At 52.9% G+C, this 23889-nt stretch carries 17 protein-coding genes and 1 pseudogene; 10 read left to right on the top strand and 8 right to left on the bottom strand.

The annotated features are described in order from the left end of the window. Positions 1 to 38 precede the first annotated feature (38 nt). From RFN81_RS13955 to msrA, 4 genes and pseudogenes are all read right to left on the bottom strand, one after another. Positions 39 to 1315, bottom strand: a pseudogene (locus tag RFN81_RS13955) (type II toxin-antitoxin system HipA family toxin). After that, the gene (locus RFN81_RS13950; RefSeq protein WP_264496393.1) at positions 1315 to 1470 is read right to left on the bottom strand and encodes a helix-turn-helix domain-containing protein; all 156 of its coding nucleotides are present in this window, start codon (positions 1468 to 1470) and stop codon (positions 1315 to 1317) included. Before RFN81_RS13950 ends, RFN81_RS13955 begins: the two are co-directional and overlap by 1 nt. A gap of 344 nt (positions 1471 to 1814) precedes the next feature. After that, positions 1815 to 3140, bottom strand: coding sequence for a hemolysin family protein (locus tag RFN81_RS13945; protein WP_264496392.1), 1326 nt, complete (start codon positions 3138 to 3140; stop codon positions 1815 to 1817). 156 nt (positions 3141 to 3296) lie between these two features. Further along, complete coding sequence (msrA, locus tag RFN81_RS13940) at positions 3297 to 3935, bottom strand: peptide-methionine (S)-S-oxide reductase MsrA (protein WP_264498985.1); 639 nt, start codon at positions 3933 to 3935, stop codon at positions 3297 to 3299. 479 nt (positions 3936 to 4414) lie between these two features. Between msrA and tamA the strand changes: the two genes are divergently transcribed. Genes tamA through RFN81_RS13925 form a run of 3 tightly spaced genes read left to right on the top strand, consistent with a single transcriptional unit; the run spans position 4415 to position 10511 of the window. After that, on the top strand, positions 4415 to 6115 hold the full coding sequence (gene tamA / locus RFN81_RS13935; RefSeq protein WP_264498984.1) for an autotransporter assembly complex protein TamA: 1701 nt from the start codon (positions 4415 to 4417) through the stop codon (positions 6113 to 6115). Next, the gene (gene tamB, locus RFN81_RS13930) at positions 6112 to 10152 is read left to right on the top strand and encodes an autotransporter assembly complex protein TamB (protein ID WP_264496391.1); all 4041 of its coding nucleotides are present in this window, start codon (positions 6112 to 6114) and stop codon (positions 10150 to 10152) included. Before tamA ends, tamB begins: the two co-directional genes overlap by 4 nt. Before the next feature lie 2 nt (positions 10153 to 10154). Then, entirely contained in the window at positions 10155 to 10511 is a 357-nt protein-coding gene (locus RFN81_RS13925) for a gamma-glutamylcyclotransferase family protein (protein ID WP_264496390.1), read from the top strand. A gap of 95 nt (positions 10512 to 10606) precedes the next feature. On the opposite strand, the gene ppa is transcribed toward RFN81_RS13925, so the two are convergent. Both ppa and plsY read right to left on the bottom strand, forming a co-directional pair. Continuing rightward, positions 10607 to 11137, bottom strand: coding sequence for an inorganic diphosphatase (ppa, locus tag RFN81_RS13920; RefSeq protein ID WP_264496389.1), 531 nt, complete (start codon positions 11135 to 11137; stop codon positions 10607 to 10609). A 146-nt stretch (positions 11138 to 11283) separates the two neighbouring features. Beyond that, complete coding sequence (gene plsY / locus RFN81_RS13915) at positions 11284 to 11895, bottom strand: glycerol-3-phosphate 1-O-acyltransferase PlsY (RefSeq protein ID WP_264496388.1); 612 nt, start codon at positions 11893 to 11895, stop codon at positions 11284 to 11286. A gap of 107 nt (positions 11896 to 12002) precedes the next feature. Between plsY and folB the strand changes: the two genes are divergently transcribed. Both folB and bacA read left to right on the top strand, forming a co-directional pair. After that, positions 12003 to 12356: a bifunctional dihydroneopterin aldolase/7,8-dihydroneopterin epimerase gene (gene folB / locus RFN81_RS13910; protein ID WP_264496387.1), complete on the top strand. Its 354-nt coding sequence runs from the start codon at positions 12003 to 12005 to the stop codon at positions 12354 to 12356. Between the two features lie 142 nt (positions 12357 to 12498). Beyond that, on the top strand, positions 12499 to 13317 hold the full coding sequence (gene bacA / locus RFN81_RS13905; protein ID WP_264496386.1) for an undecaprenyl-diphosphate phosphatase: 819 nt from the start codon (positions 12499 to 12501) through the stop codon (positions 13315 to 13317). 55 nt (positions 13318 to 13372) lie between these two features. On the opposite strand, the gene RFN81_RS13900 is transcribed toward bacA, so the two are convergent. Then, complete coding sequence (locus tag RFN81_RS13900) at positions 13373 to 14614, bottom strand: multifunctional CCA addition/repair protein (protein WP_264498983.1); 1242 nt, start codon at positions 14612 to 14614, stop codon at positions 13373 to 13375. A gap of 103 nt (positions 14615 to 14717) precedes the next feature. After that, a complete protein-coding gene (locus RFN81_RS13895) occupies positions 14718 to 15338 on the bottom strand; it encodes a TIGR04211 family SH3 domain-containing protein (protein ID WP_264496385.1) in 621 nt (206 codons plus the stop codon). Between the two features lie 328 nt (positions 15339 to 15666). Between RFN81_RS13895 and RFN81_RS13890 the strand changes: the two genes are divergently transcribed. The 5 genes from RFN81_RS13890 to RFN81_RS13870 all read left to right on the top strand — a co-directional run bounded on the left by RFN81_RS13890 (position 15667) and on the right by RFN81_RS13870 (position 23848). After that, a complete protein-coding gene (locus RFN81_RS13890; RefSeq protein WP_264496384.1) occupies positions 15667 to 17004 on the top strand; it encodes an inorganic triphosphatase in 1338 nt (445 codons plus the stop codon). Between the two features lie 52 nt (positions 17005 to 17056). Next, positions 17057 to 19903, top strand: a complete 2847-nt coding sequence (glnE, locus tag RFN81_RS13885; protein WP_264496383.1) for a bifunctional [glutamate--ammonia ligase]-adenylyl-L-tyrosine phosphorylase/[glutamate--ammonia-ligase] adenylyltransferase — start codon at positions 17057 to 17059, stop codon at positions 19901 to 19903. Between the two features lie 111 nt (positions 19904 to 20014). Further along, positions 20015 to 21451: a bifunctional D-glycero-beta-D-manno-heptose-7-phosphate kinase/D-glycero-beta-D-manno-heptose 1-phosphate adenylyltransferase HldE gene (gene hldE / locus RFN81_RS13880; RefSeq protein WP_264496382.1), complete on the top strand. Its 1437-nt coding sequence runs from the start codon at positions 20015 to 20017 to the stop codon at positions 21449 to 21451. A 116-nt stretch (positions 21452 to 21567) separates the two neighbouring features. Next, positions 21568 to 23622: an NAD-dependent DNA ligase LigA gene (gene ligA, locus RFN81_RS13875; RefSeq protein ID WP_264496381.1), complete on the top strand. Its 2055-nt coding sequence runs from the start codon at positions 21568 to 21570 to the stop codon at positions 23620 to 23622. 4 nt (positions 23623 to 23626) lie between these two features. Next, the gene (locus RFN81_RS13870) at positions 23627 to 23848 is read left to right on the top strand and encodes a DUF3820 family protein (RefSeq protein WP_264496380.1); all 222 of its coding nucleotides are present in this window, start codon (positions 23627 to 23629) and stop codon (positions 23846 to 23848) included. Positions 23849 to 23889 lie beyond the last annotated feature (41 nt).

Here is a 23889-nt window from a genome sequence, read left to right as displayed (position 1 = left end):
GATCAATCCATTACTCATTCAGAGGCGATAAGCGCGATTCAACGCAGGTGTGCGATCGCGTCAGGACTATCTTCAAAAATAAATGGGTTGAGGAACACGCGCCCCCACAGGAAGTTGCGATCCACTTCGCTCAATGAAGCCTCACGACATACCTCCGCCCAGTTTTCGCGAACCGTCCGGATACAGTGCGTGATAACTTCAATGGCTTCTTGCTTGTTCAGCAGAAATTTCGCTGCCGCCGACAGACAAACCGCAAGATTGCTCATTCGGTTTTCACCAATAATTAGCATTGCCTGCGTGGCTTCATTACCAGAACGGCCTTGAGGACAAATATCATAAGCGGGTGTCAGGCTCAGTTTTTTACCATCCCAAAATGCTGCATGATTTCTGGCGTGATCGTCAGTGTTGCCACAAATAATATTAAAAACCAGACGGCCGAACAGTTCCCGTAAAGTCTCTTTAGGCGCAGCGAAGCGCTGGCGAATAATATCCGTTAAATCCTCATAGCTCGCATATCTTGCCATCATCTCATCGAGGCCAAAAATGGTCAGCGCAGAGACTATCAGGCGGCGCTGCCATCCTGCATGGCTTAGTGTGCGGTCAAAGCGTTCAATAAGTATGACTCTTTACCTGCGGTATGGCGAAGAAGGACAGGTGCAACATTTAACCCAGCATAGGCAGCCAGTCGCATAGCGATATATTCTGCTTTAACAACATTATAAGTATCCGTGGAGGAGGAGAACTTTGCGATAAATTTTCGGGCCTCGGACTCTATCATAGCCTTTGGTCGCGCACCGCCTAATGAACTACCATGAAAAAGCGCTTGCTCTAATTCCGGGGTTAACGGCATGCCATTTTCCACCATTGATGCAGCTTGCATCAACTCTTCAAGTGATGCACTTTGGGACGCACGCGGTACATAGTCCGTTGCGGAGCGCTGGAAGTCGAGCCCTCCAATTCTGTCTGAGCCAGACTCAAGCAAATACGTCAGTTCGTCCAGTTTGTTAGGGTCAGTGTCTCTGCCTTGAGCCCCCATCAGCCGATTCAGAATAACACGACGCCCCCAGGAATCCGGCGCAGCATCACGTATTGCACTCGCCTGCCGTAGTCCTGGTACGGGAAAAATCGCCCCTCGGACCAACGGGAGTTCCGGTTCATAAATAGAAATCGCATCTTTCCGTTCCAGGTAACTGCGCCCATAGTTGAAGATGAACCTGTCGCCATCACGAGTTAGCGCCCCCGCGACAACTGGCTGAGTTGTGCCAGGCAACCAGATCCATACATATGCCCGGTCGGGATTTTTATCAGAAGTCATCATCTATCGTCTTTTTGGCGCGATACACCTGCCCGTTCAGCCAGCTCTTCAACGGTTAATTTACGTTCAATACGCGCAGTACGAATCATTAGCCCCAGCAGTCGTGCAGCATCACGGCTATAGCGAGAGTAGGTTCGAGTAGATGGTTTTGCCATTACGCGCCTCTTTGTTCTATAAATAGAGCATGTTATGAAACTATATCCTTTTTATAGAACAATTAAAATCATGTGTCTTAAAGCTGATTCGGTTTGTTCCATAAACAGATCATTAAAACATCTTACGATCTATTAATGGAACATGAAATCTCACGATCTTGATGCCCGCTATTGGGTAGTGCGGTTGACATTCGGCCATTTGATATTAGCTAACCTTGTTATCGAGATAGTCAGCAGTTCTTGTGAACTGCGCCCCTCCTACATTACCCAGCATGAGAGGCGCAATGGCAGTTGCTGTTTCTGGCATTGAATATGCGACCGTTTGCCGGGGTAGCCTTTGCGAGTTAATCGGCGTTATCGACTTTGGCGCTGGATGAGGCGGGCGGGCGTTCTTCCAGCCTCGTGACGAGCAATTGATCGATTTTATAGCTGTCGATATCCACCACTTCAAACTTGTAGCCGGAAAAGCGCACTGCATCGGTACGTTTTGGGATTTTCCTTAGCGTATACATCATGAAGCCGCCGATGGTTTCATAGTTGCCGGAGTGCGGGAAGTCATCGATATTCAGCGCGCGCATCACGTCTTCTATCGGTGTACCGCCTTCCACCAGCCATGAATTTTCATCACGCGCGACAATCTGTTCTTCCAGTCCCTGGCCAACGAGATCGCCCATGAGCGTGGTCATAACATCGTTAAGGGTAATGATGCCGACCACCAACGCGTATTCATTCAGAATAACGGCGAAGTCTTCTCCTGCCGTTTTAAAACTTTCCAATGCTTCGGACAGCGTTAGCGTATCCGGCACGATCAACGCCGGACGAATCTGCACGCCGCTACTCAGCGTCAGGCTCTGGTTTCCCAGAACCCGAATCAGCAGGTCTTTAGAATCCACATAGCCGACGATCTGATCGATCGTGCCATCACACACTAAAAATTTGGAATGCGGCTGTTGGGCGATCTTTTCCTTGATGCTGTCTTCCTGCTCGTGCAGATCGAAGTAGACCACACTTTCACGCGATGTCATTGATGACGGCACCGTGCGGGATTCCAGCTCAAACACATTCTCGATAAGCTCATGTTCCTGTTTGCGCAGTACACCAGCCAGCGCGCCTGCCTCCACGACGGCATAGATATCATCGGATGTAATGTCATCTTTGCGTACCATCGGTAATTTAAGCAGACGGAAAATCGCGTTGGCCAGACCGTTAAATATCCACACCAGAGGACGGAACAAGAACAGGCAGAAGCGCATGGGGTTGATGATGCGGACCGCCACGGCTTCCGGTGCAATCATACCAATGCGTTTCGGGGTAAGATCGCCAAACAGGATGAACAGGCTGGTGACGAGCACGAAGGAACAGATAAAGCTGACCTTATCTGCGGTTTCAGGCGACATGAAGCGTTCAAACAGCATGGAAAAGGTTGGGGAAAATGCGGCATCGCCGATGATACCGGCGAGGATCGCCACGGCATTGACGCCAATTTGGATCACAGTAAAGAAGATGCCTGGCGTTTCCTGAAACTTGAGCACCATATCGGCGTTGAGGTTCCCCTCATCGGCCATCAGTTTAAGCTTAATTTTACGTGATGCCGCCAGCGATATTTCGGAGAGAGCGAAAAACGCACTGATGGCAATAAGAAAAAAAATCAATAATAGGTTGTTTAACATAGTTTGTACTTTCGGTCAGTTTTTCGCATGGGCCGAGATTGACACAGCGATCCTCAGAACGGTGACATGTTTTGATGGTATTGAAGGCTAAAACCGGGCGAGGATTGGCCCGGTTCCGGCGCATTATAGCAGGCGCGGTGAAATTACCGCCAGCGGTCAGCGCTGAGGGGGAAGACAGACGCCGATGCCGCCTAAGCCGCAGTAGCCGTCTGGATTTTTATAGAGGTATTGCTGGTGTTCGTCTTCTGCATAATAAAACGGGCCCGCAGGTTCAATTTCTGTACTAATCGCCCGGAGGTCGCCATTTTCTTTCATCGCCTGCTGAAAACGCTGAAGGCTTGCTCGTGCAGCCTGCTCCTGTTCGGGCGTAAGCGTAAAGATCGCTGAACGATACTGGCTGCCTATATCGCCCCCCTGACGCATCCCTTGCGCCGGGTCATGATTCTCCCAAAACAGTTGCAGCAATTGCTCGTAGCTGATAACAGCCGGATCGAAAACGACACGTACCGCTTCGGCATGATCGGTCAATCCGCTGCATACTTCACGGTAGGTAGGGTTGGGCGTGTAACCGCCGGTATATCCTGCTGCTGTGCTGTACACCCCAGGTTGCTGCCAGAACAAACGTTCCGCGCCCCAGAAGCAACCCATAGCGAAGATAGCCACGGACATAGATTCCGGCACATGCGTCATGGAATGTGCATGAACGGCATGCAACCTGGCTACCGGCATGGGGGTAGAGCGCCCCGGTAGCGCATCGGATTGTGTAATCCGCTGCGTTTTATCACTCGACTTCATCACGGTGTTGACTCCAACTGGACTGGGTTAAAACCCGACTCATATAAAGCATAACGAAGAAGCATTGCACTGTCTTTATATCTTCAATGGGCGGTGATGTTAATATCTTGTTTATTAAACGATCTGCATCTTGATGTTTTTAGTCGAAAAATCTATTTTTAAGAGGAAATATTCGTATTTATCACTACTATCATGCAAGGTTGGCAGGAAATTTCAAAACGATGCGGGGTTTATCCGCTAGGCGGATAGCAGCGGTGGGATAAGTGATAAAAGCCGTGCTATAGATTTTAGGCGACAGACTGACTTTTTCAGGGAGCCCTGTGACGAGTTTTATTTTAAAGGAATGTTTTATGTCAAAAAAACGTTCCACCTTAAAAAAAGGCTTCATTGAAGCAAAGCGCGTTCCCAAGAAAGGAAATGACTCCACTGTTCGTGGCATGTCTCAATATCGATTTCTTGGGCTGATCGCGGCGCTGCTTATGTTTGCGCCTGAGGGCTGGGCGGCGAATGTGCGTCTGCAACTCATGGGGTTAGAAGGGGCGTTACAAAAAAATGTTCGTGCGCGCTTATCGACTATTTCGGCCGATGAGGTGAGCGCGGACGGTCGTTTTCGTTCACGCGTTGATGAAGCGGTTCGCCAGGGGCTGCGTGCGCTAGGTTATTACGATCCCCAGATCGATTTTGAATTCCGACCCGCCGTGAATGGGGGGCGGCCAGTATTGATTGCTACCGTCACGCCCGGAGAGCCGGTGAAAATCGCCGGTGTTAATATCGCGTTGCGCGGTGGAGCCCGTGATGATAAAGACTACCAAAAGCTAGTTAAAGATGATCGACCTAAAATTGGGTCGGTGCTAAACCATGGTGATTATGACCGCTTTAAGAGTGGGCTAAACGGACTGTCATTACGTAAAGGCTATTTCGATGCCCGCTTCCTGCAAAGTCAGCTTGGCGTGATGCGTGAAGAGAAAGCGGCGTTTTGGGATATCGACTTTGATAGCGGAGAGCGCTATCGCTTCGGTGCCGTGCGCTTTCAAGGTTCACAAATCCGTGAGGATTATCTGCAAAATCTGGTGCCGTTTCATGAAGGTGATGTTTATACCAGTGACGATCTTGGTGAATTAAATCGCCGCCTTTCTGCCACCGGATGGTTTAATTCCGTTGTGGTTTCGCCCGATTTTGCCCAATCGCAACACACCAAGGTACTGCCGTTGGACGCGGTCTTGACGCCGCGAACCCGTAATCGTGTTGAAACTGGTATAGGTTATGCCACCGATGTCGGCCCCCGTTTTAAAACCACTTGGAATAAGCCCTGGATCAATTCGCGAGGGCACAGCCTGGAAAGCAGCCTGAGCGTGTCTGCGCCGGAACAGTTACTTGATCTTAGCTATAAAATCCCTTTATTGAAAAATCCGCTGGAGCAGTATTACCTGTTGCAAGGCGGCTTCAAGCGTGAGGATCTCAACGACACCAAGTCCGATGGAACAACATTGAATGTCGCACGCTACTGGGATCTTTCTAGCGGCTGGCAGCGGGCAATCAACCTGCGCTGGAGCCTCGACCATTTTACCCAAGGCAACGTTACGGATACCACCATGCTGCTCTATCCGGGCGTTAGCATTAACCGCACGCGTCAGCGTGGTGGGTTGATGCCGACATGGGGCGATACCCAGCGCTATTCTGTCGATATTTCTAATACCACGTGGGGGTCTGATATCGATTTTGCTGTGGTACAGGCACAAAACGTCTGGATTCGCACATTGGCGGATAAACATCGTTTTGTCGTGCGTGGCAATCTGGGATGGATCGAAACTAATAATTTCTCTCGTGTTCCACCTTCGTTACGTTTCTTTGCCGGCGGCGATCGTAGTATCCGCGGGTATAAATACAAATCTATTTCACCGCGCGACAGCGAGGATAAATTGATCGGTGCTTCCAAGTTGGCGACGGGGTCGCTCGAATATCAATACAACGTCACGGGAAAATGGTGGGGGGCGGCGTTTGTTGATTCAGGGGAAGCCGTTAATGATATCAAAAACAGCAACTTTAAAACCGGCGCAGGCGTCGGCGTGCGCTGGGCTTCGCCGATTGGCCCGGTGAAACTCGATATCGCTATGCCGATTGATGACGCAGAGAAGAAAAATGATGTGCAGTTCTATATCGCGCTGGGGCCTGAATTATGATGGATGAAAAGAACATGCAAGGGCCGGCGGCGGAAGAAAACGGCAGTCGCGATAACGCGGCGACGAAGCCGCCGCGGAAAGGGCGCTGGTGGAAAAAGGTAGGCGTTGGGATTGGTGTTTTCTTATTGTTACTTATCGTTGGCGTCGGGCTGCTGGTAGGCACTACGCCGGGTCTGCATTTATTACTCAATACCGCCGCCCGTGTGGTGCCGGGGTTAGATATTGCCAGTGTGAAAGGCGGATGGCGCGACCTGACGCTAAACCAGGTCAGCTACCATATGCCGGGCGTGACGGTAAAGAGCGATGAACTTCATCTGTCGCTTGCGCTGGGTTGTCTGGGTAAAAGTCAATTATGTATCAACGATCTTTCGGCGAGCCGCGTTAATGTGGCTATCGATACCGCTGCCTTGCCCGCGGCGGAAGAGCCGCCGCCTTCGACGCCGCTTACGGAAATGACGGCGCCATTCCCCATTTCGCTGCGTCAGCTAACGCTAAGCCATGTTCAGGTAACCGTGGATGATACGGCAATCTCGTTGGGTGAATTCCGCACGGGAATGCAGTGGGAAGGGCGTGCGTTAACGCTGTTGCCGACCAAAATCAGCGCGTTGCTGGTGGCGTTGCCGAAAACACCGGTTGGCATGCTGGAGGCCAGCAATGCGGCGGCGGAAACGATGGCGTCGGCCATCAGAGAAACGGCGGAAAACGTGCGCGATGCGGTGGAACAAGGCACCTCGCAAACACGCCATATCGATTGGCACCCGAAAACCGATAATGCGTCAGAGAGGGGGGATAGCGCCGGGCCGGCCACGACGACAGGTGTGCCGATAGTGGCAACGACCAAAACCGACCGCGTCGCAGACAAGCCTGAGGTTTCAGAGCAACCCCTGGGCGAGCGTCTTAACGCACTGTTCGCCAAACCATTATTACCTGATTTATCTCAGTTCACGCTGCCGCTGGACTTGCATATTACCGAAATCCACGGTGAGCAATGGCGTCTGACGGGCGACAACGACATCCTCATTAACGATCTGATCGTGCAGGCGTCGACGCAACAACAGCATGTACGCTTGGATAAGTTGATCGTGCGGTCGCCGCAAGGCGGCCTGAATGTGCGCGGCGAGGCGACGCTCAGTGATAATTGGCCCGTCGCTCTGACGGCGAATGGCGTTCTGAATAGCGATCCGCTCAAAGGTGAAACGCTAAAACTAACGGTCAATGGCGGCCTGCGTGAACAACTGAATGTCGCGCTGAATCTTTCGGGGCCGCAGCGTGCGCAATTGGATCTGCAAACCCGACTGGCGGAAGCTGGACTTCCTCTGGCTCTAACGTTGCAAACCGAGCGTGTACGCTGGCCATTGACGGGAACTACGCAGTATCAGGCTAGTAATGTGAGGTTGCGTCTTAACGGCAAAGCCACCGGCTACGCCTTGTCGTTGCGCGGCGATGTCAGCGGCGCTGAGATCCCCCCGGCGACGCTGTTGCTGGACGGTAACGGCAATGAACAACAGTTTACATTAAGCCGACTGCGGTTGGCGGCGTTACAGGGCAACGCCGATCTGAGCGGGCTTATCGACTGGAGTAAAGCGATAAGCTGGCGCGGCGAGCTTATGCTGAATGGTATTAACACGGCAAAACAGTGGCCTGAATGGCCAGCGAAAATCGACGGCAAGCTGACGACGCGCGGTAGTGTTTATGGTGGCAGTTGGCAATTGCAGGTACCGGAGCTGCGTCTGGACGGCAACGTGAAAGCCAACAGACTCAGGGTCAGGGGGGAACTACGCGGAAATGCTGCCGGGCAGTGGACAATACCCGCGCTCAACGTGGCGTTAGGTCGTAATCAGATCAACGTCAACGGCGAGCTGAATGATAAATGGCAGTTAGATGCGACCATTAATGCCCCATCGCTGGATGGCGTGTTGCCAGGGTTGGCGGGGCGCGTCATCGGCGAACTTAAACTCCGAGGCCATCTGCGCGAACCACAGGTGCTGGCGAATATCACGGCGTCCAGGTTGCGTTGGCAGGCGATGACGATTGGTCAGGTGAATGTAGAAGCCGATGTACGATCCGAACAGCAGATCCAGGGCAAGCTTGGGGTGCGTCTTGAAGGTTTAAAGCAAGATGATCTGAGTATCCGTCTGTTGACGTTGGATGCTAGCGGCGATGAGCAGCAGCACCACTTGCGGCTGGCGATGCAAGGGGAGCCAGTTTCGGGGCAACTTATGCTTTCCGGCAGCTTCGCGCGTCAAGAACAGCGTTGGCGCGGTACGTTGAGCGACACCCGCTTTAATACGCCTGTCGGCGAATGGCGTCTGTCACAAAACGTGGCCCTGGATTACGCGAATACCCAGCAGAAGATGACCATTGGCACGCACTGTTGGCGTAACCCGAACGCGGAACTTTGTGTACCGCAAGCGATCGAAGTCGGGCCGAGCGGGCAGGCGAGCCTTCGCCTCAACCGTTTCGATCTCGCGATGTTAACGCCATTTTTGACGGAGGATACGGTGCTCGCCGGAACATTTACCGGTGAGGCCGATGTCAGTTGGCAGGCAGGCCAGGGCTTACCACAGGCGAAAGTGTCGTTAGTGGGTAACGGCGTCAGCGTTCGTCAGCGAATGCAGGGCAACATGTTACCGATTGATTTCACGGCATTTACGCTTAATGCCGCGCTCGATCGCGGGCGGGCGCAGCTTGGCTGGCTGATGGCTATTCGTGAAAACGGACGCTTCAGCGGAAATGTTCAGGTCACCGATCCGCAGGGGCGCCGTAATCTTGGCGGTAACGTTACTATCGACACGATTTCGCTGGCGCTACTCAACCCGGCATTAAGTAAAGGCGAAAAAGCGGCGGGGATACTGAACGCGAATCTGCGTTTGGCAGGCGATGCCGCGCGTCCTCAACTTTTCGGGCAGATGGTGTTGGATCGATTGGACATTGATGGTAACTGGATGCCCGTCGATCTCACCTATGGGCGGTTGGCGCTGTACTTCAGCGGGATGTCATCAACCTTACAAGGTTTCTTAAAAACGGATAATGGGCAGTTGAACCTGGGCGGGACCGCCGACTGGTCGCAGACAGACGCCTGGCGTGCGCGGATCGCGGTGAAAGGCCAGAGATTACGGTTGACTATCCCTCCCATGGCGCGTCTGGATGTCTCTCCGGATATTGTTTTCGAGGCCACGCCTCAGCTATTTGCGCTCAATGGGTCGGTCAGTATTCCGTGGGCACGTATTGTGGTTAAGGAGATGCCAGAAAGCGCGGTGTCGGTGTCTTCGGATGAGGTCATGCTAGACGCACAGCACCGACCGCTGAAAAAAACCGATGCGGCGATCCCGATTAACAGCAATCTGACGATCCGCGTTGGGAATGATGTCCGGTTGGATGCATTTGGTCTGGCTGCCCGCCTACAGGGCGATCTGAAAATGGTACAGGATGAGCGCGGATTGGGACTGAATGGGCAGATTAATATTCCTGTCGGCCGATTCAAGGCGTATGGACAGGATCTATTTGTCCGTAAAGGGATTATTCTATTCTCCGGCCCGCCGGATCAGCCAATGCTGAATATCGAGGCGATTCGTAACCCGGACAATACGGAAGATGACGTGATTGCCGGCGTGCGAGTTATCGGAATGGCTGATGCACCGAAGCTGGAAGTATTTTCCGATCCGGCGCTGTCCCAGCAGGAAGCGCTCTCTTATTTGTTGCGTGGTCAGGGTTTGGACAGCAGCGGTACGGATGGCGCAGCGATGACCTCAATGTTAGTGGGTTTAGGGGTTGCACAAAGTGGGCAAGTTGTGGGTAAAATCGGCGAGGCCTTTGGCGTAAGTAATTTAGCTCTGGATACACAGGGTGTTGGCGATAATTCCCAGGTCGTCGTCAGCGGTTACGTCCTCCCGGGCCTGCAAGTGAAATACGGTGTTGGCATATTCGATTCTTTGGCAACGTTAACGCTGCGCTATCGACTGATGCCAAGGCTATACTTGGAAGCGGTGTCTGGCATGAGTCAGGCATTAGATCTGCTCTATCAGTTTGAGTTTTAGTGATGCGAATTATTGTTTACGGCAGTTTACGACGCAAACAGGGAAACAGTCATTGGATGACAAATGCGCAATGGCTGGGGGATTGTCTGCTTGAAGGGTATGAGCTGTACAACCTTGGCCATTATCCGGCAGTAGTACCCGGTAATGGGGTAATCCATTGTGAGGTTTATCGTATTAGCTCGTCGATTTTGGCGGAGTTGGATGCGTTAAAACGAGATGGTCACGAGTACCGACGTGAATTGATTGACACTCCCCTTGGCAATGCCTGGATCTACCTGTACAAACACCCGGTGACAGGGTTGCCGCGTATTGTCAGCGGCGATTGGCTAAAACGTGATGAACATGTAGGAGAGGTTTGATACACGCTATAGATCACGCCAGGACGCCATAAATAAAAACACCGCGTTAAGCGGTGTTTTTAATCGATCGGTATTGAAGCGGGCAATATGCGGGCTTACTGCTTTTTCGCGCGCTCAAAGGAGGCCACGATCTCGGCTTTGGCCGCTGCCGCGTCGTCCCAACCTTCAACTTTCACCCACTTGCCTTTTTCCAGATCTTTATAATGTTCGAAGAAGTGGCCGATCTGCGCACGTAGCAGCTCAGGCAGGTCGTTAACGTCTTTAATATGATCGTACTCTTTCGTAAGCTTGCTGTGCGGCACAGCAACCAGTTTGGCGTCTTCACCGGCTTCATCGGTCATTTTCAGTGCGCCAACGGGACGGCAGCGAATGACAGAGCCAGGCTGCAACGGATACGGCGTGGGAACTAGCACGTCAACCGGGTCGCCATCCAGGGACAGCGTGTGATTGATATAGCCGTAGTTGCAAGGGTAGAACATGGCAGTAGACATAAAACGGTCTACAAACAGCGCACCGGTCTCCTTATCAATTTCATATTTGATAGGATCGGCATTCGCGGGGATTTCAATCACTACATAGATATCTTCTGGCAGATCTTTACCCGCCGGAACATCGTTCAGACTCATGTCGGTTTCCTTCTTTTAAACCTGAAATAGCGTGGTCGCCATTATAGCCAAAAAGCGTTTAATGTCCCCGATTTTGCTTATCATTTTCTTCTCTGAGATACACCACGCGCATCCGGCGTTATCAAAACAGCCTGACTTATCTTGCCTCACGCTTTCGGGGGCTTCTTGCGTAGCTTATGCCAGATCTTACCTTCCTGCCCGCGCCATAGGCGTTGAATATTATCGTGATGGCGCATCAATATCAGACAAGAGAGCATGGCGACAGGGAAAGTAAACTGCGGTTTGAACCACCAAACGTAAAATGGCGCAATGAGGGCGCTCACGATCGCGCCAAGCGAGGAATAGCCGCTTAACAGTACGGTCAGCAGCCAGGTGCCGGTCATCAGCCCTGTCAGATCCCAGCCAATGGGGGCAATAGCGCCAAAAGCCGTCGCTACCCCTTTCCCGCCGCGGAAATGGAAAAAGATCGGATAAATATGCCCGAGGCAGGCGGCGATGGCGGTCAACCCGAGATATAAAGGAGCCACGCCTAACGCGTAGGCGGCCCAGACCGGCAGCATGCCTTTAAGAATATCAAAAACTAATACGGCGGCAGCCGCCGCCTTACCGCCAATACGCAGTACGTTAGTGGCGCCCGGATTCCCCGAACCCTGCTGACGCGGGTCGGGTAGCCCAGTCATTTTGCAAAACAAAATCGCACTGAATACAGAGCCACACAGATACGCGATTAACATCATACCGAGCGCGGTAACACTCATAACGCCATTCCGTTTAATAAGGGTCGTATTACTCTTCTCATCTATGGATAATACGCATATTCCGTCGGAAGTGGTATCCGACAGCGGCAAAAACAGAGAATGGCGTGATGGATATCGTATTTATCGAAGAATTGACGGTCATCACCACGATTGGTGTCTATGACTGGGAACAGACTATTCAACAGAAACTGGTGTTCGATATTGAAATGGGCTGGGATAACCGTCAGGCAGCCGCCAGTGACGATGTCAATGACTGCCTAAGCTATGCTGATGTCAGCGATGCCGTTATCGCGTATGTGGCAAACCAGCGCTTTGCGCTGGTGGAGCGCGTAGCAGAAGAAGTAGCGCAGATGTTGATGCTGCGCTTCCCCATTCCCTGGTTGCGGATCAAACTGAGCAAGCCGGGCGCGGTGGCACAGGCACGTCAGGTTGGGGTCATTATTGAGCGTGGCGCACGATAAATCTGATTTAACAGAAAAATACTGTTTTATGTGCCACTAAATCGTAATCTAAGCAGGTTATAAGCCAGTTATAGCGGCGCACGGAAATACGTGGCCGCTTTTTTATGGGCGGCATTAATTTTTTTAGAGACAAGGATTTTAGATGACTGACCTGCATTCGCTGCTAATCGCATTTATTCTTGGCGTGGTTGAGGGGCTGACCGAATTTTTGCCCGTCTCGTCCACGGGACACATGATTATTGTGGGTCACTGGTTGGGGTTTGTTGATGAGAAAGCCAAGACATTCGAAGTCATTATCCAGCTTGGCTCGATTCTGGCGGTCGTCGTCATGTTCTGGCGCCGTCTCTTTGGCTTGATTGGTATTCATTTCGGCGAAGTGCCACATGAGGGGCATACGGCCGGACGGCTGAAACTGACGCATATCTTGCTGGCCATGATCCCCGCTGTCGTACTCGGTCTGGTTTTCCATGATGTAATTAAGTCTTTGTTTTACCCAAATAATGTGATGTATGCGCTGGTTGTTGGCGGGTTTCTGCTGCTGGCGGCGGAATGGCTTAAACCTAAAAAACCGAGCGCAGTGGGGCTGGACGATATCACGCATCGTCAGGCGTTTATGATTGGTTGTTTTCAGTGTCTGGCGCTGTGGCCCGGGTTTTCCCGTTCCGGCGCGACTATTTCCGGCGGGATGTTGATGGGGGTCAGTCGCTATGCGGCTTCTGAGTTCTCCTTTATTCTGGCGGTGCCCATGATGATTGGCGCGACTGTCTTGGATCTGTATAAAAGCTGGCATTTCTTGTCGCTCTCCGATGTCCCGATGTTTGCTGTTGGCTTCGTGACGGCATTTATCGTGGCATTGATTGCGATTAAAACCTTCCTGAAAATAATCAAACGCATTTCTTTTGTACCGTTCGCGATTTACCGTTTCATCGTCGCGGGCGCTGTTTACATGGTGTTTATGTAAGTCAGCGTTAGGTATCGCATGGGAAAAGGCCGCGCTTATGCGTGGCCTGATGCTTTCAGGCGTCGGGTGTTCCAGATTGTTGTGCTTTCCAGTCTGTTAATGTCCGAATTCGGCGCCGGGCCAGTTCGTGGCGCACCTCAATGCCTTTAAATCCATCCGCCACGACGTCCGCACTGCTAACCTGGTTGGCAATGTGGAAGGCTTCACGCAGGAAATCGCCTTGCGGATAAGGATTCTCTTCAAAGCCAGCACGACCTCTGGCGTCTGCCTCGCTAGTGAGCGCCAACTGCTCCAGACGTTGCGGTTTGCGCCATACGTCAATCGCATCAAATAATTTCAGCAGCGTTTTGGGTTGTAGTATCTGCACGGTGTGGACCAGATCATGGTATTCCGCAACTAATTTAGCCAGATCGCGCATGGGGTTAGGTACGCGCAGACGTTGGCACAGCGCTTCAACCAGTTTAACCCCTGCCGGGCCATGCCCGTGATGTCGAGGCCACAGTTCGGGCGGCGTCAACCCTTTCCCTACATCGTGACACAGCGCTGCAAATCGCACATCAATCTCAGGCGTCAAACGGGCAGCCATTGCCAGCGTCATCATGGTATGAATACCGGTGTCGATTTCCGGGTGCCATTGCGCGGGAGCCGGTACGCCGTATAAATTATCGATCTCAGGAAATAGCACCGCCAGCGCCCCGCAGTCGCGAAGTACCTGAAAATAAATATTCGGCGATGTGGTGCCGAGCGCTTTCTCCGTTTCTTTCCAGACACGTTCAGGCGTCAGGTAAGCGAGCTCGCCCTCGTTGGTCATTTTTTTCATCAACGTTATCGTTTCCTCGGCAATTTGGAAACCGAGATGCGCAAAACGCGCGGCAAAACGGGCGACGCGCAGTACCCGTAGCGGGTCTTCGCTAAATGCTTCAGAAACATGGCGCAGAATGCGGTTTTCGAGATCGAGACGGCCTTGGAAAGGGTCGATCAACTCGCCGGTTTCTGTACGCGCAATTGCGTTGATCGTCAAATCACGACGCAGCAAATCCTGTTCTAACGTGACATCGGGAGCGGCATGACAGACAAAACCGCGATAGCCTTTACCGGATTTACGTTCGGTACGCGCGAGCGCGTACTCATCGCGGCTTACGGGGTGTAAAAAAACGGGAAAATCCTTTCCCACCTGCTGGTAACCCTGCGCAAGCAGTAGCGATGGCGTCGCACCAACGACGACCCAATCTCTCTCGGTGACGGGTAAACCTAGCAGGCTGTCGCGAACAGCGCCGCCGACAAGGTAGATCTTCAACATCGGGCTCCTGAATCAGTCATTAATACCGCAAACATACTATCATCCTGGCGATGTTGCCTGTGCCATAGAGAAAAATGCCCGCATTAAGCAGGCATTGGGGTTAGTTCATCCAGCGGTCGTTTTTCTTTTTACGCGGAATAATGTGCGGCAGCAGCAAGCCTAGCAGCAAACCGATGCCGGCAACGCCGCCCCCATACATAAACCACTGTAAGATAATCGTACGCTGCTTATCGTCAAGCTGGACATTCGCCGCGCTGACTTTCTTCTGCGCGACAATAAGCTGATTTTTCAGATCCTGATTTTCCTGGCGTAACCCGCTGATAATACTGTCGCTGGCGGCTACCTTTTGCTGCATATCGGCGGTACGCTGCTTCCAGGTCTGGTCAATATTATTCAATTTTTCAGTCAGGTCGTTAACCTGACTTTCCAGTGCGGGCACACGCGTGCGCAGGCTTGGCGTAGTGCTAAGCTGGTTGAGTGGGAGCCAGGCGCTACGGTTTTTATCATCGCGAATCTGCGCGTATCCCGTGCTTTCATTAACGCTAAGTAACGTGACCTCAGCGCCCGCATTCAGTGTACCGACAATACGATACTGATTACCCGGCCCGCTGTGGATATACGTCAATAACTCATCGGAAATGTAGCGTTTTTCATCTGCCTGTGCGGTACAGCTCAGCGTGAGAGAAAATAAAGTAAAGCAAAGTAAGCCTAATTTCTGCATAAGATCATCATGTTGCATTAATAGTATCTCGATAGTAGAGGTTTCAGTCTGACGAGGCAACGTGCAAACCGAAATGAGAACAGTCTCAGAACCGATTGATTAGCGCTATTCTATTTGTTCCTGAGAGCCGAGGCGAATTCATACACGTGCAATGTGTTTGCCGGCCCGATAACGTGCCCGGTAACCGGCTGCATTAGCGTGGCTGGTTTGCATGAAAAATGCGCGCTCGTCCGCAAGTGAAAACGTACGAATGCGGTAGGGGTGGTCAGCCGAAGCAAAATGCTATTTACTGGCACAATAATGAACACGGTATTGGTATTGTGATGCTATGAGTGAAGAGATCGAGTTGAAACTTATTGTTCATCCTGACAGCGTTGAATCGCTGCGGACGCAGTTAGCTGAGTGGGAAAGTGATTATAGCCAGTATGAGCACCTGCAAGCTCAGCGTTTGAGCAATACCTATTATGAAACCAAGGATAATTATCTACGCCGTCATGGTATCGGTTTGCGCATTCGTGGCGAGAACGAGCGCTATGAAATGACGGTGAAGACGGCGGGACGTGTGATTGGCGGGCTGCACCAGCATCCGGAGTATAACATTGCGTTGGATAAGGACGCGCTGGATCTCAGCCTGTTGCCAGCGGAAATATGGCCGGAAGATTGTGATATTGACGCATTGCAAGCGTCGCTCGCCCCGCTGTTTACCACGGATTTTACCCGTGAAAAGTGGTTATTTACTTACCACCAAAGTGTGATTGAGGTGGCGCTAGATCGCGGTGAAATCCGTGCCGGGGATGTCACCGAACCGTTATGTGAGTTGGAGATGGAACTCAAATTGGGGCAAACGGCTCATCTGCTGGCGCTGGCACAGGAAATTGCAGAATTTGGCGGTCTACGCCAGGGGAGCCTCAGTAAAGCGGCACGCGGATACCACTTGGCCAAGGGGAATCCGGTTCGCGAACGGCTTGCGCTTAATCGATTAGAAATGGCTGAGAAAAGTAATATCGATCAGGCGATCCGGGCTGCGCTGGAACTGGCGTTGAGCCACTGGCAATACCATGAAGAGCTCTGGGTGCGAGGTGACGCCTCCGCGCGCGGCGCGCTGACAGAGGCCAGCGCGTTGATGCGTGAAATGCTGGTGCTGGTAAGTGGTGTTGTACTGCGCAAAGTTACGACGCTTTTCCGCGCCGCACTAACTAGCCTGGAAGCCCGGATAGATGGCCCCGGTGGGGCGGAAATGTGCTACAGCATTGATTATCTGAAAAATAAGTTGGTACTCACTTCCTGGTTAATTGAGTCTGGTTGGCGTGAACATATGGACAATAAAGATCGCCTTAAGCTTCAGGGATCGTTCAAACGTTTTGCCGATATTATGCTCAGTCGTAGTACGGCGGAACTGAAAAGCGTTTTTGCTTCACCATTGACTGAATCCCAATACCAACAGCAACGTCCTCGTCTGCAACGTAATATTTATGCCTTTCTTCTTTTATCCGGCGCCTATCCGGCGGAACAGGTGGATGCTTATGTTGCACACTGGCGCACGCTGCTTCGGGAAATTGAGCGATGCACCGCCGATCGCGCGCCGTCTGTGAATTTGGAAGCCGCGCGTAAAAAGGTACTTACCCTGACGCCGTTCTGGTTGCATAGCGGCGGATTATCACAGTAACCGGTACTGCCGCCTCTCCATGAGAGGCGGCACATCAAAGGAACGAACCTCTATGTCGATACCTCCTTTACCCGTACTGCTGTCAGAGCACGCTCAGCGCGCGATCGCGCGTTTGCAGGAAGCCGCGCCCGATGAACCTATCACAGACAGTGATGCGTCGGTGTTGGCATTGAGTGATTTTGTCTGTGATGCGCTTGCATTGCATCCTGAATGGTGGCGAGGCATTCACCAGCAGCCGCCGCAGCCTGACGAGTGGCGATACTATGCCGACTGGTTAGATAATGCGCTGGCCGATGTGGGTGATGAACATGCGCTGATGGCGGCACTGCGTCGTTTTCGCCGCCATATGCTTACGCGAATAGCGTGGTCGCAGGTGCTGCAAACCAGTACCACGGAACAGACGCTACGCCAACTGAGCATATTGGCCGAGGTCCTCATTGTCGCAGCCAGAGGCTGGCTATATCAGGCCTGCTGTCGTGAGTGGGGGACGCCCTGCAATGCGCAAGGCGTGTCTCAGCCTTTATTAATTCTCGGAATGGGGAAATTGGGGGGAGAAGAGCTTAACTTTTCTTCGGATATCGACCTGATTTTCGTGTATCCCGAAAATGGCCATACGCAGGGCGGACGGCGCGAACTGGACAATGCGCAGTTCTTCACGCGTCTGGGGCAGCGGCTTATTAAGGTGCTGGATCAGCAGACCGTCGAGGGGTTTGTTTATCGGGTCGATATGCGCCTACGCCCTTTTGGTGACAGCGGGCCGCTGGTCCTTAGCTTTGTGGCCATGGAAGATTATTATCAGGAGCAGGGCCGCGACTGGGAACGCTACGCGATGGTCAAGGCGCGTCTGATGGGGGGAATGGACGACGCCTATAGCCAGGAATTGCGCAGTATGCTGAAACCCTTCGTCTTTCGCCGTTATATCGATTTCAGTGTTATCCAGTCGTTGCGCAATATGAAAAGTATGATTGCTCGCGAAGTTCGTCGCCGAGATCTGCGCAACAACATTAAATTAGGCGCTGGCGGGATTCGCGAAATTGAATTTATCACGCAGGTTTTTCAACTGATTCGCGGTGGACGCGAACCGGCGCTACAGGGGCGATCGTTGTTGCCTACGCTTCAGCATGTCGGCGCTTTGGGGCTATTAACGGCGCAGCAGGTGCATGACCTTAGTACCGCCTATCGGTTTTTGCGTCGTCTTGAAAACCTGTTGCAGGCGATTGCCGATGAGCAAACGCAAACGCTGCCAGGTGATGCCTTAAACCAGCAGCGACTGGCGTGGGGAATGGGGTTTGAGCACTGGGATGCGCTGCAATCGATGCTGATACAGCATATGCGGGCGGTGCGCCGGGTATTCGACGATCTGATTGGTGACGATGCGCCGGACAACCATGATATTCCCGAACACAGCCGCTATAGCAGCTTATGGCATGACACGCTGGATGACGGTGAACTGGCGCCGTTGACGCCGCATCTCACGGAGACGGTGCGTGAAAGGCTGATGCGCGTGATTGTGGAGTTTCGCCACGATGTGGCGAAACGCACGATAGGGCCGCGCGGGCGCGATGTCCTCGATCAGCTTATGCCGTGCTTACTGTCCGAAGTCTGTGCGCGGCAGGAAGCGGATACGGTTCTGTCCCGCCTGACGCCGCTGTTATTGGGGATTGTCACGCGCACCACCTATCTTGAACTATTACTGGAGTCGCGTGCTGCGTTGTCTCAGCTAGTGCGCTTGTGTGCGGCTTCGCCGATGGTCGCCAGTCAACTGGCGCGTTACCCCCTTTTGCTCGATGAACTACTCGATGCGTCTACGCTATACCAGCCGACGGAACCGAGCGCTTACGCCGATGAACTGCGCCAGTATCTGATGCGTGTACCGGAGGACGATGAAGAGCAGCAACTGGAGGCCGTGCGCCAATTCAAGCAGGCGCAGCAGCTCCGCATCGCCGCAGGAGACATTGCAGGCATCTTGCCGGTAATGAAAGTAAGCGATCACTTAACGTATTTAGCCGAGGCGATTATCGCCGCCGTCATTCAGCAGGCGTGGGGGCAGATGGTGGCGCGTTACGGTCAACCATCCCATTTACAGCACCGAGAGGGGTATGGTTTTGCGGTGATTGCCTATGGCAAGTTGGGTGGCTGGGAACTGGGATACAGCTCCGATTTGGATCTGGTCTTCTTATTGGATTGCCCCTCAGATGTCATGACTGACGGCGCACGTAGCATTGATGGTCGCCAGTTTTATTTGCGCCTCGCGCAACGTGTAATGCACTTATTTAGCACGCGAACCTCTTCCGGGATTCTGTATGAAGTCGATGCGCGCCTGCGGCCTTCTGGCGCGGCGGGCATGTTGGTGAGTACAGTGGAGGCGTTTGATGAATATCAACGCAAGGAAGCGTGGACATGGGAGCATCAAGCGTTGGTGCGCGCGCGTATGGTGTATGGCGAAAGCGGCGTGCAACAGGCCTTTGAATCTATTCGTCGCAATATTCTCTGTATGCCGCGTGATGCGGATACGCTGCGAACCGAAGTGCGCGAAATGCGGGAAAAAATGCGCCAGCATTTGGCCAACAAAGATAAAACGCGCTTTGACATTAAAACGGATGCGGGCGGCATCACAGATATCGAATTTATTGTCCAGTATCTGGTGTTACGCTACGCGGCTCAAGAGCCCCGTCTGACCCGCTGGTCAGACAATGTGCGTATTCTGGAACTGATGGCGCAATATGGCGTGATGACGGAGGACGAAGCCAATGCGCTCAAGCAGGCTTATGTCGCCATGCGCAACGAGTTACACCATCTGGCACTACAGGAACAGTCTGGTCGTGTCAGCAAGGATCGATTTATCGCGGAACGAGAGCAGGTGCTGGCGAGCTGGAAAACGTGGTTAGAGGAGGCGTAGGTTCCTGCTCTTTCTGCGAGCAACGTGTCGATCGGCGACGCGCCGAGATAACGTGTAGCGATCGCGCCTATGATATTATTACGCCTATTATGCCAAAAGCTGGAGTTGAGGATGAAAGTGACGCTGCCTGATTTTCGTCAAGCGGGTGTATTAGTGGTCGGCGATGTCATGCTAGATCGCTACTGGTATGGGCCGACCAGCCGTATTTCCCCAGAGGCGCCTGTACCTGTGGTCAAGGTCGATGCTGTCGAAGAGCGACCCGGTGGCGCGGCAAACGTCGCGATGAACATTGCCGCATTAGGCGCGGGCTCGCGTCTGGTCGGGTTAACGGGCATTGATGATGCCGCTCGCGTACTCAATGCCAAACTGGGTGAAGTCAACGTGACATGTGACTTTGTTTCCGTACCGACGCACCCAACAATTACCAAGCTGCGCGTTTTGTCGCGAAATCAGCAGTTAATTCGGTTGGATTTTGAGGAAGGTTTTGAGGATATTGATCCTCAGCCGATTGTCGAGCGTATTCAACTGGCGCTGCCAAAAATGGGGGCGCTGGTGCTGTCTGATTATGCAAAAGGCGCATTGGCGCAGGTGCAAATCATGATCCAGACGGCAAAAGAGGCGGGCGTTCCGGTGCTGATCGACCCGAAAGGTACGGATTTTTCCCGCTACCGTGGCGCCACGCTGCTGACGCCGAACCTGTCTGAGTTCGAAGCGGTCGCAGGGCGTTGCAAAACGGAAGAGGAACTGGTTGAGCGAGGAGAGCGACTGATTGCGGAGTATGATTTATCCGCACTGCTGATAACCCGTTCCGAGCAGGGGATGACGCTGCTACAGCCGGGCAAAGATCCGCTGCACTTGCCGACGCAAGCGCAGGAAGTTTACGACGTGACCGGTGCGGGCGATACCGTTATTGGCGTGTTGGCTGCGGCGCTGGCTGCGGGGAATCCACTGGAAGACGCTTGTTTCCTGGCGAATGCCGCCGCTGGCGTCGTCGTTGGCAAACTGGGGACGTCAACGGTTACGCCGATTGAATTGGAAAATGCGATCCGCGGGCGTGCCGACACCGGGTTTGGCGTGATGACCGAAGAACAACTGAAACAGGCCGTGGAACTCGCTCGCCAGCGAGGAGAAAAGATTGTGATGACCAATGGTTGCTTCGATATTCTGCATGCCGGACATGTTTCTTACCTGGCAAATGCCCGTAAACTCGGCGATCGATTAATCGTAGCGATCAACAGCGATGCTTCAACCTCGCGTTTAAAAGGGCCGACACGGCCCGTCAACCCGCTAACGCAGCGAATGATCGTTGTAGGCGCATTGGAAGCGGTCGATTGGGTTGTGCCGTTTGAAGAAGATACGCCGCAGCGCCTGATTGCTGGCATTCTGCCGGATATTTTGGTGAAAGGCGGGGATTACCAGCCGCATGACATCGCCGGTAGTAAAGAGGTCTGGGATAATGGCGGAGAGGTTAAGGTCCTGAATTTTGAGGACGGCTGCTCTACGACAAACATTATCAACGCGATAAAGGCCCGCTCGCCTCAATCTTAATAGCGTCATTGGCGGTATCTACGCCGTGCAAACTATTGCCTCTCGTTCTGGTTTAACCTGGGCGAGAGCCATAAACATAGTGGCGTCGATCGAGCCATACATCAGATAGAACAGGTATGAAACCAGTGAAGAAAGCACCATCCGAAGTGGATGCAGCCGCACAGCGAGCAGCGACGTTGCGTCGGGTCTTACGTCATCACGAATACCAATACCACGTTGAAGATGCGCCCGAAATTCCTGATGTCGAATACGACAAACTCATGCAGGAACTAAAGGCATTGGAAACCGATTACCCGGAACTGGTGACCAGCGATTCTCCTACGCAGCGCGTAGGCGCGGCACCGTTGGCGGCATTTGAACCGGTGCGCCATGAAGTGCCGATGTTATCGCTGGATAATGTCTTCGATGAAGAAAGCTATCTGGCGTTCAGTAAACGGATTAGCGACAGGCTAAAAAATGAAGGGGAACTGACATTTTGTTGTGAACTCAAGCTGGATGGCTTGGCGGTCAGTTTACTTTATGAAGACGGGATTCTGGTGCAGGCGGCTACGCGTGGCGATGGCGCAACCGGGGAGAACATCACCAGTAATATTCGCACCGTGGGAGCGATCCCGTTGCGTCTGGAAGGCGACAACATTCCCCGCCGCATTGAAGTGCGTGGCGAAGTGTTTATGAAGCACAGCGGCTTTGAAAAGCTGAATGAAGAAGCCCGTCGAACGGGCGGTAAAGTCTTTGCTAATCCCCGCAACGCTGCGGCGGGATCGCTGCGCCAGCTTGATCCGCGAATTACGGCTAAACGCCCGCTAACATTTTTCTGCTATGGCGTTGGTCTGGTGGAGGGGGGCGAATTGCCAGCCAGCCACTGGGAACGACTGATGCTGTTCAAAGCATGGGGGTTGCCAGTGAGCGATAAAATTCAACGATGCACCGGTTCGGACGAGGTCCTGGCGTTTTACCGCCATATTGAACAGACTCGCAGTTCGTTAGGCTTTGATATTGATGGCGTCGTCGTCAAAGTAGATTCTCTGGCATTACAGGAAAGATTAGGGTTTGTTGCCCGTGCGCCGCGTTGGGCGGTGGCCTTTAAATTCCCCGCGCAGGAACAACTGACGTGGCTGCGTGATGTGGAATTTCAGGTTGGGCGAACCGGCGCGATTACCCCGGTCGCGCGTCTGGAACCCGTGGCCGTGGCGGGGGTTATTGTCAGTAATGCTACGCTGCATAACGCGGACGAAATTGAGCGACTCGGTTTGCAAATAGGCGATCGCGTCATTGTGCGTCGGGCAGGGGATGTGATCCCGCAAATTGTTGGTGTGGTAGTCGCCGAACGGCCCGAAACGGCGCAGCCGATTGTGTTCCCTTCTACCTGCCCCGTGTGCGGCGCGGATGTTGAACGCGTAGAAGGGGAAGCCGTCACGCGTTGCACTGGTGGTTTGATCTGTGGCGCCCAACGTAAAGAGGCGTTGAAGCATTTTGTGTCTCGCCGCGCCTTAGACGTGGAAGGTATGGGCGATAAGATTATCGACCAATTGGTGGAAAAAGAGTATGTCAAAACGCCAGCCGATCTGTTTCGTCTGAACGTCGAAATACTGACGAAATTGGAGCGTATGGGGCCGAAATCTGCGCTAAATCTGGTAAATGCCCTGGAAAAGGCAAAAGTGACCACGCTAGCGCGCTTCTTGTATGCGTTGGGGATCCGTGACGTTGGCGAAGCGACGGCAGCTAATCTGGCCGCGCATTTTGGCTCACTGGAAGCGCTTTTCGCCGCCGACGAAGAAGCACTACTCGCCGTGCCGGATGTCGGTAAGGTCGTTGCCGCACATGTGCGGCATTTCCTGGAGGAGGCGCATAACCGAATCGTGATTCATGAATTGACCGACCCAGCAGGGATCAATATTCACTGGCCAGAGGTTCAGGTCGTCAACGCTGAGACGATCGACAGTCCCTTTGCCGGGAAAACAGTGGTGTTGACAGGATCGCTGAGTGTCCTATCTCGTGATGAAGCTAAGGATCGTCTCGCCGCATTGGGCGCTAAAGTCAGTGGCAGCGTCTCGAAAAAAACCGATATGGTGATTGCGGGTGAAGCCGCAGGATCTAAGCTGGCAAAGGCGCAGGAATTGGGGATTCCCGTGATCGATGAAGCGGAGATGATCCGATTATTGGGAGACTAAACCGGTGGAAAAAGCGGATTTGCTAGAGATTGCGACGATGCGGATGCCTTTTGGTAAATACCAGGGGCGCGTACTGATTGATTTACCGGAAGAGTATCTGCTGTGGTTTTCTCGTAAAGGCGAGTTTCCCCGTGGTCGTTTAGGGGAACTGATGCAAATAACGCTGGCCATCAAGGTAGAAGGGCTGCAAGGGTTGGTGACGCCGCTGAAGCGGCCTCGCTCATGAGTTTCCCTTCCCTGAGGTCGCTTCAATGAAGCGACCTTGCG

The organism is Pectobacterium cacticida (assembly GCF_036885195.1).
Classification (GTDB): domain Bacteria; phylum Pseudomonadota; class Gammaproteobacteria; order Enterobacterales; family Enterobacteriaceae; genus Pectobacterium; species Pectobacterium cacticida.
Note: the sequence above shows the minus strand (reverse complement) of the source record. Positions and strands in the feature narration are given on the sequence as shown.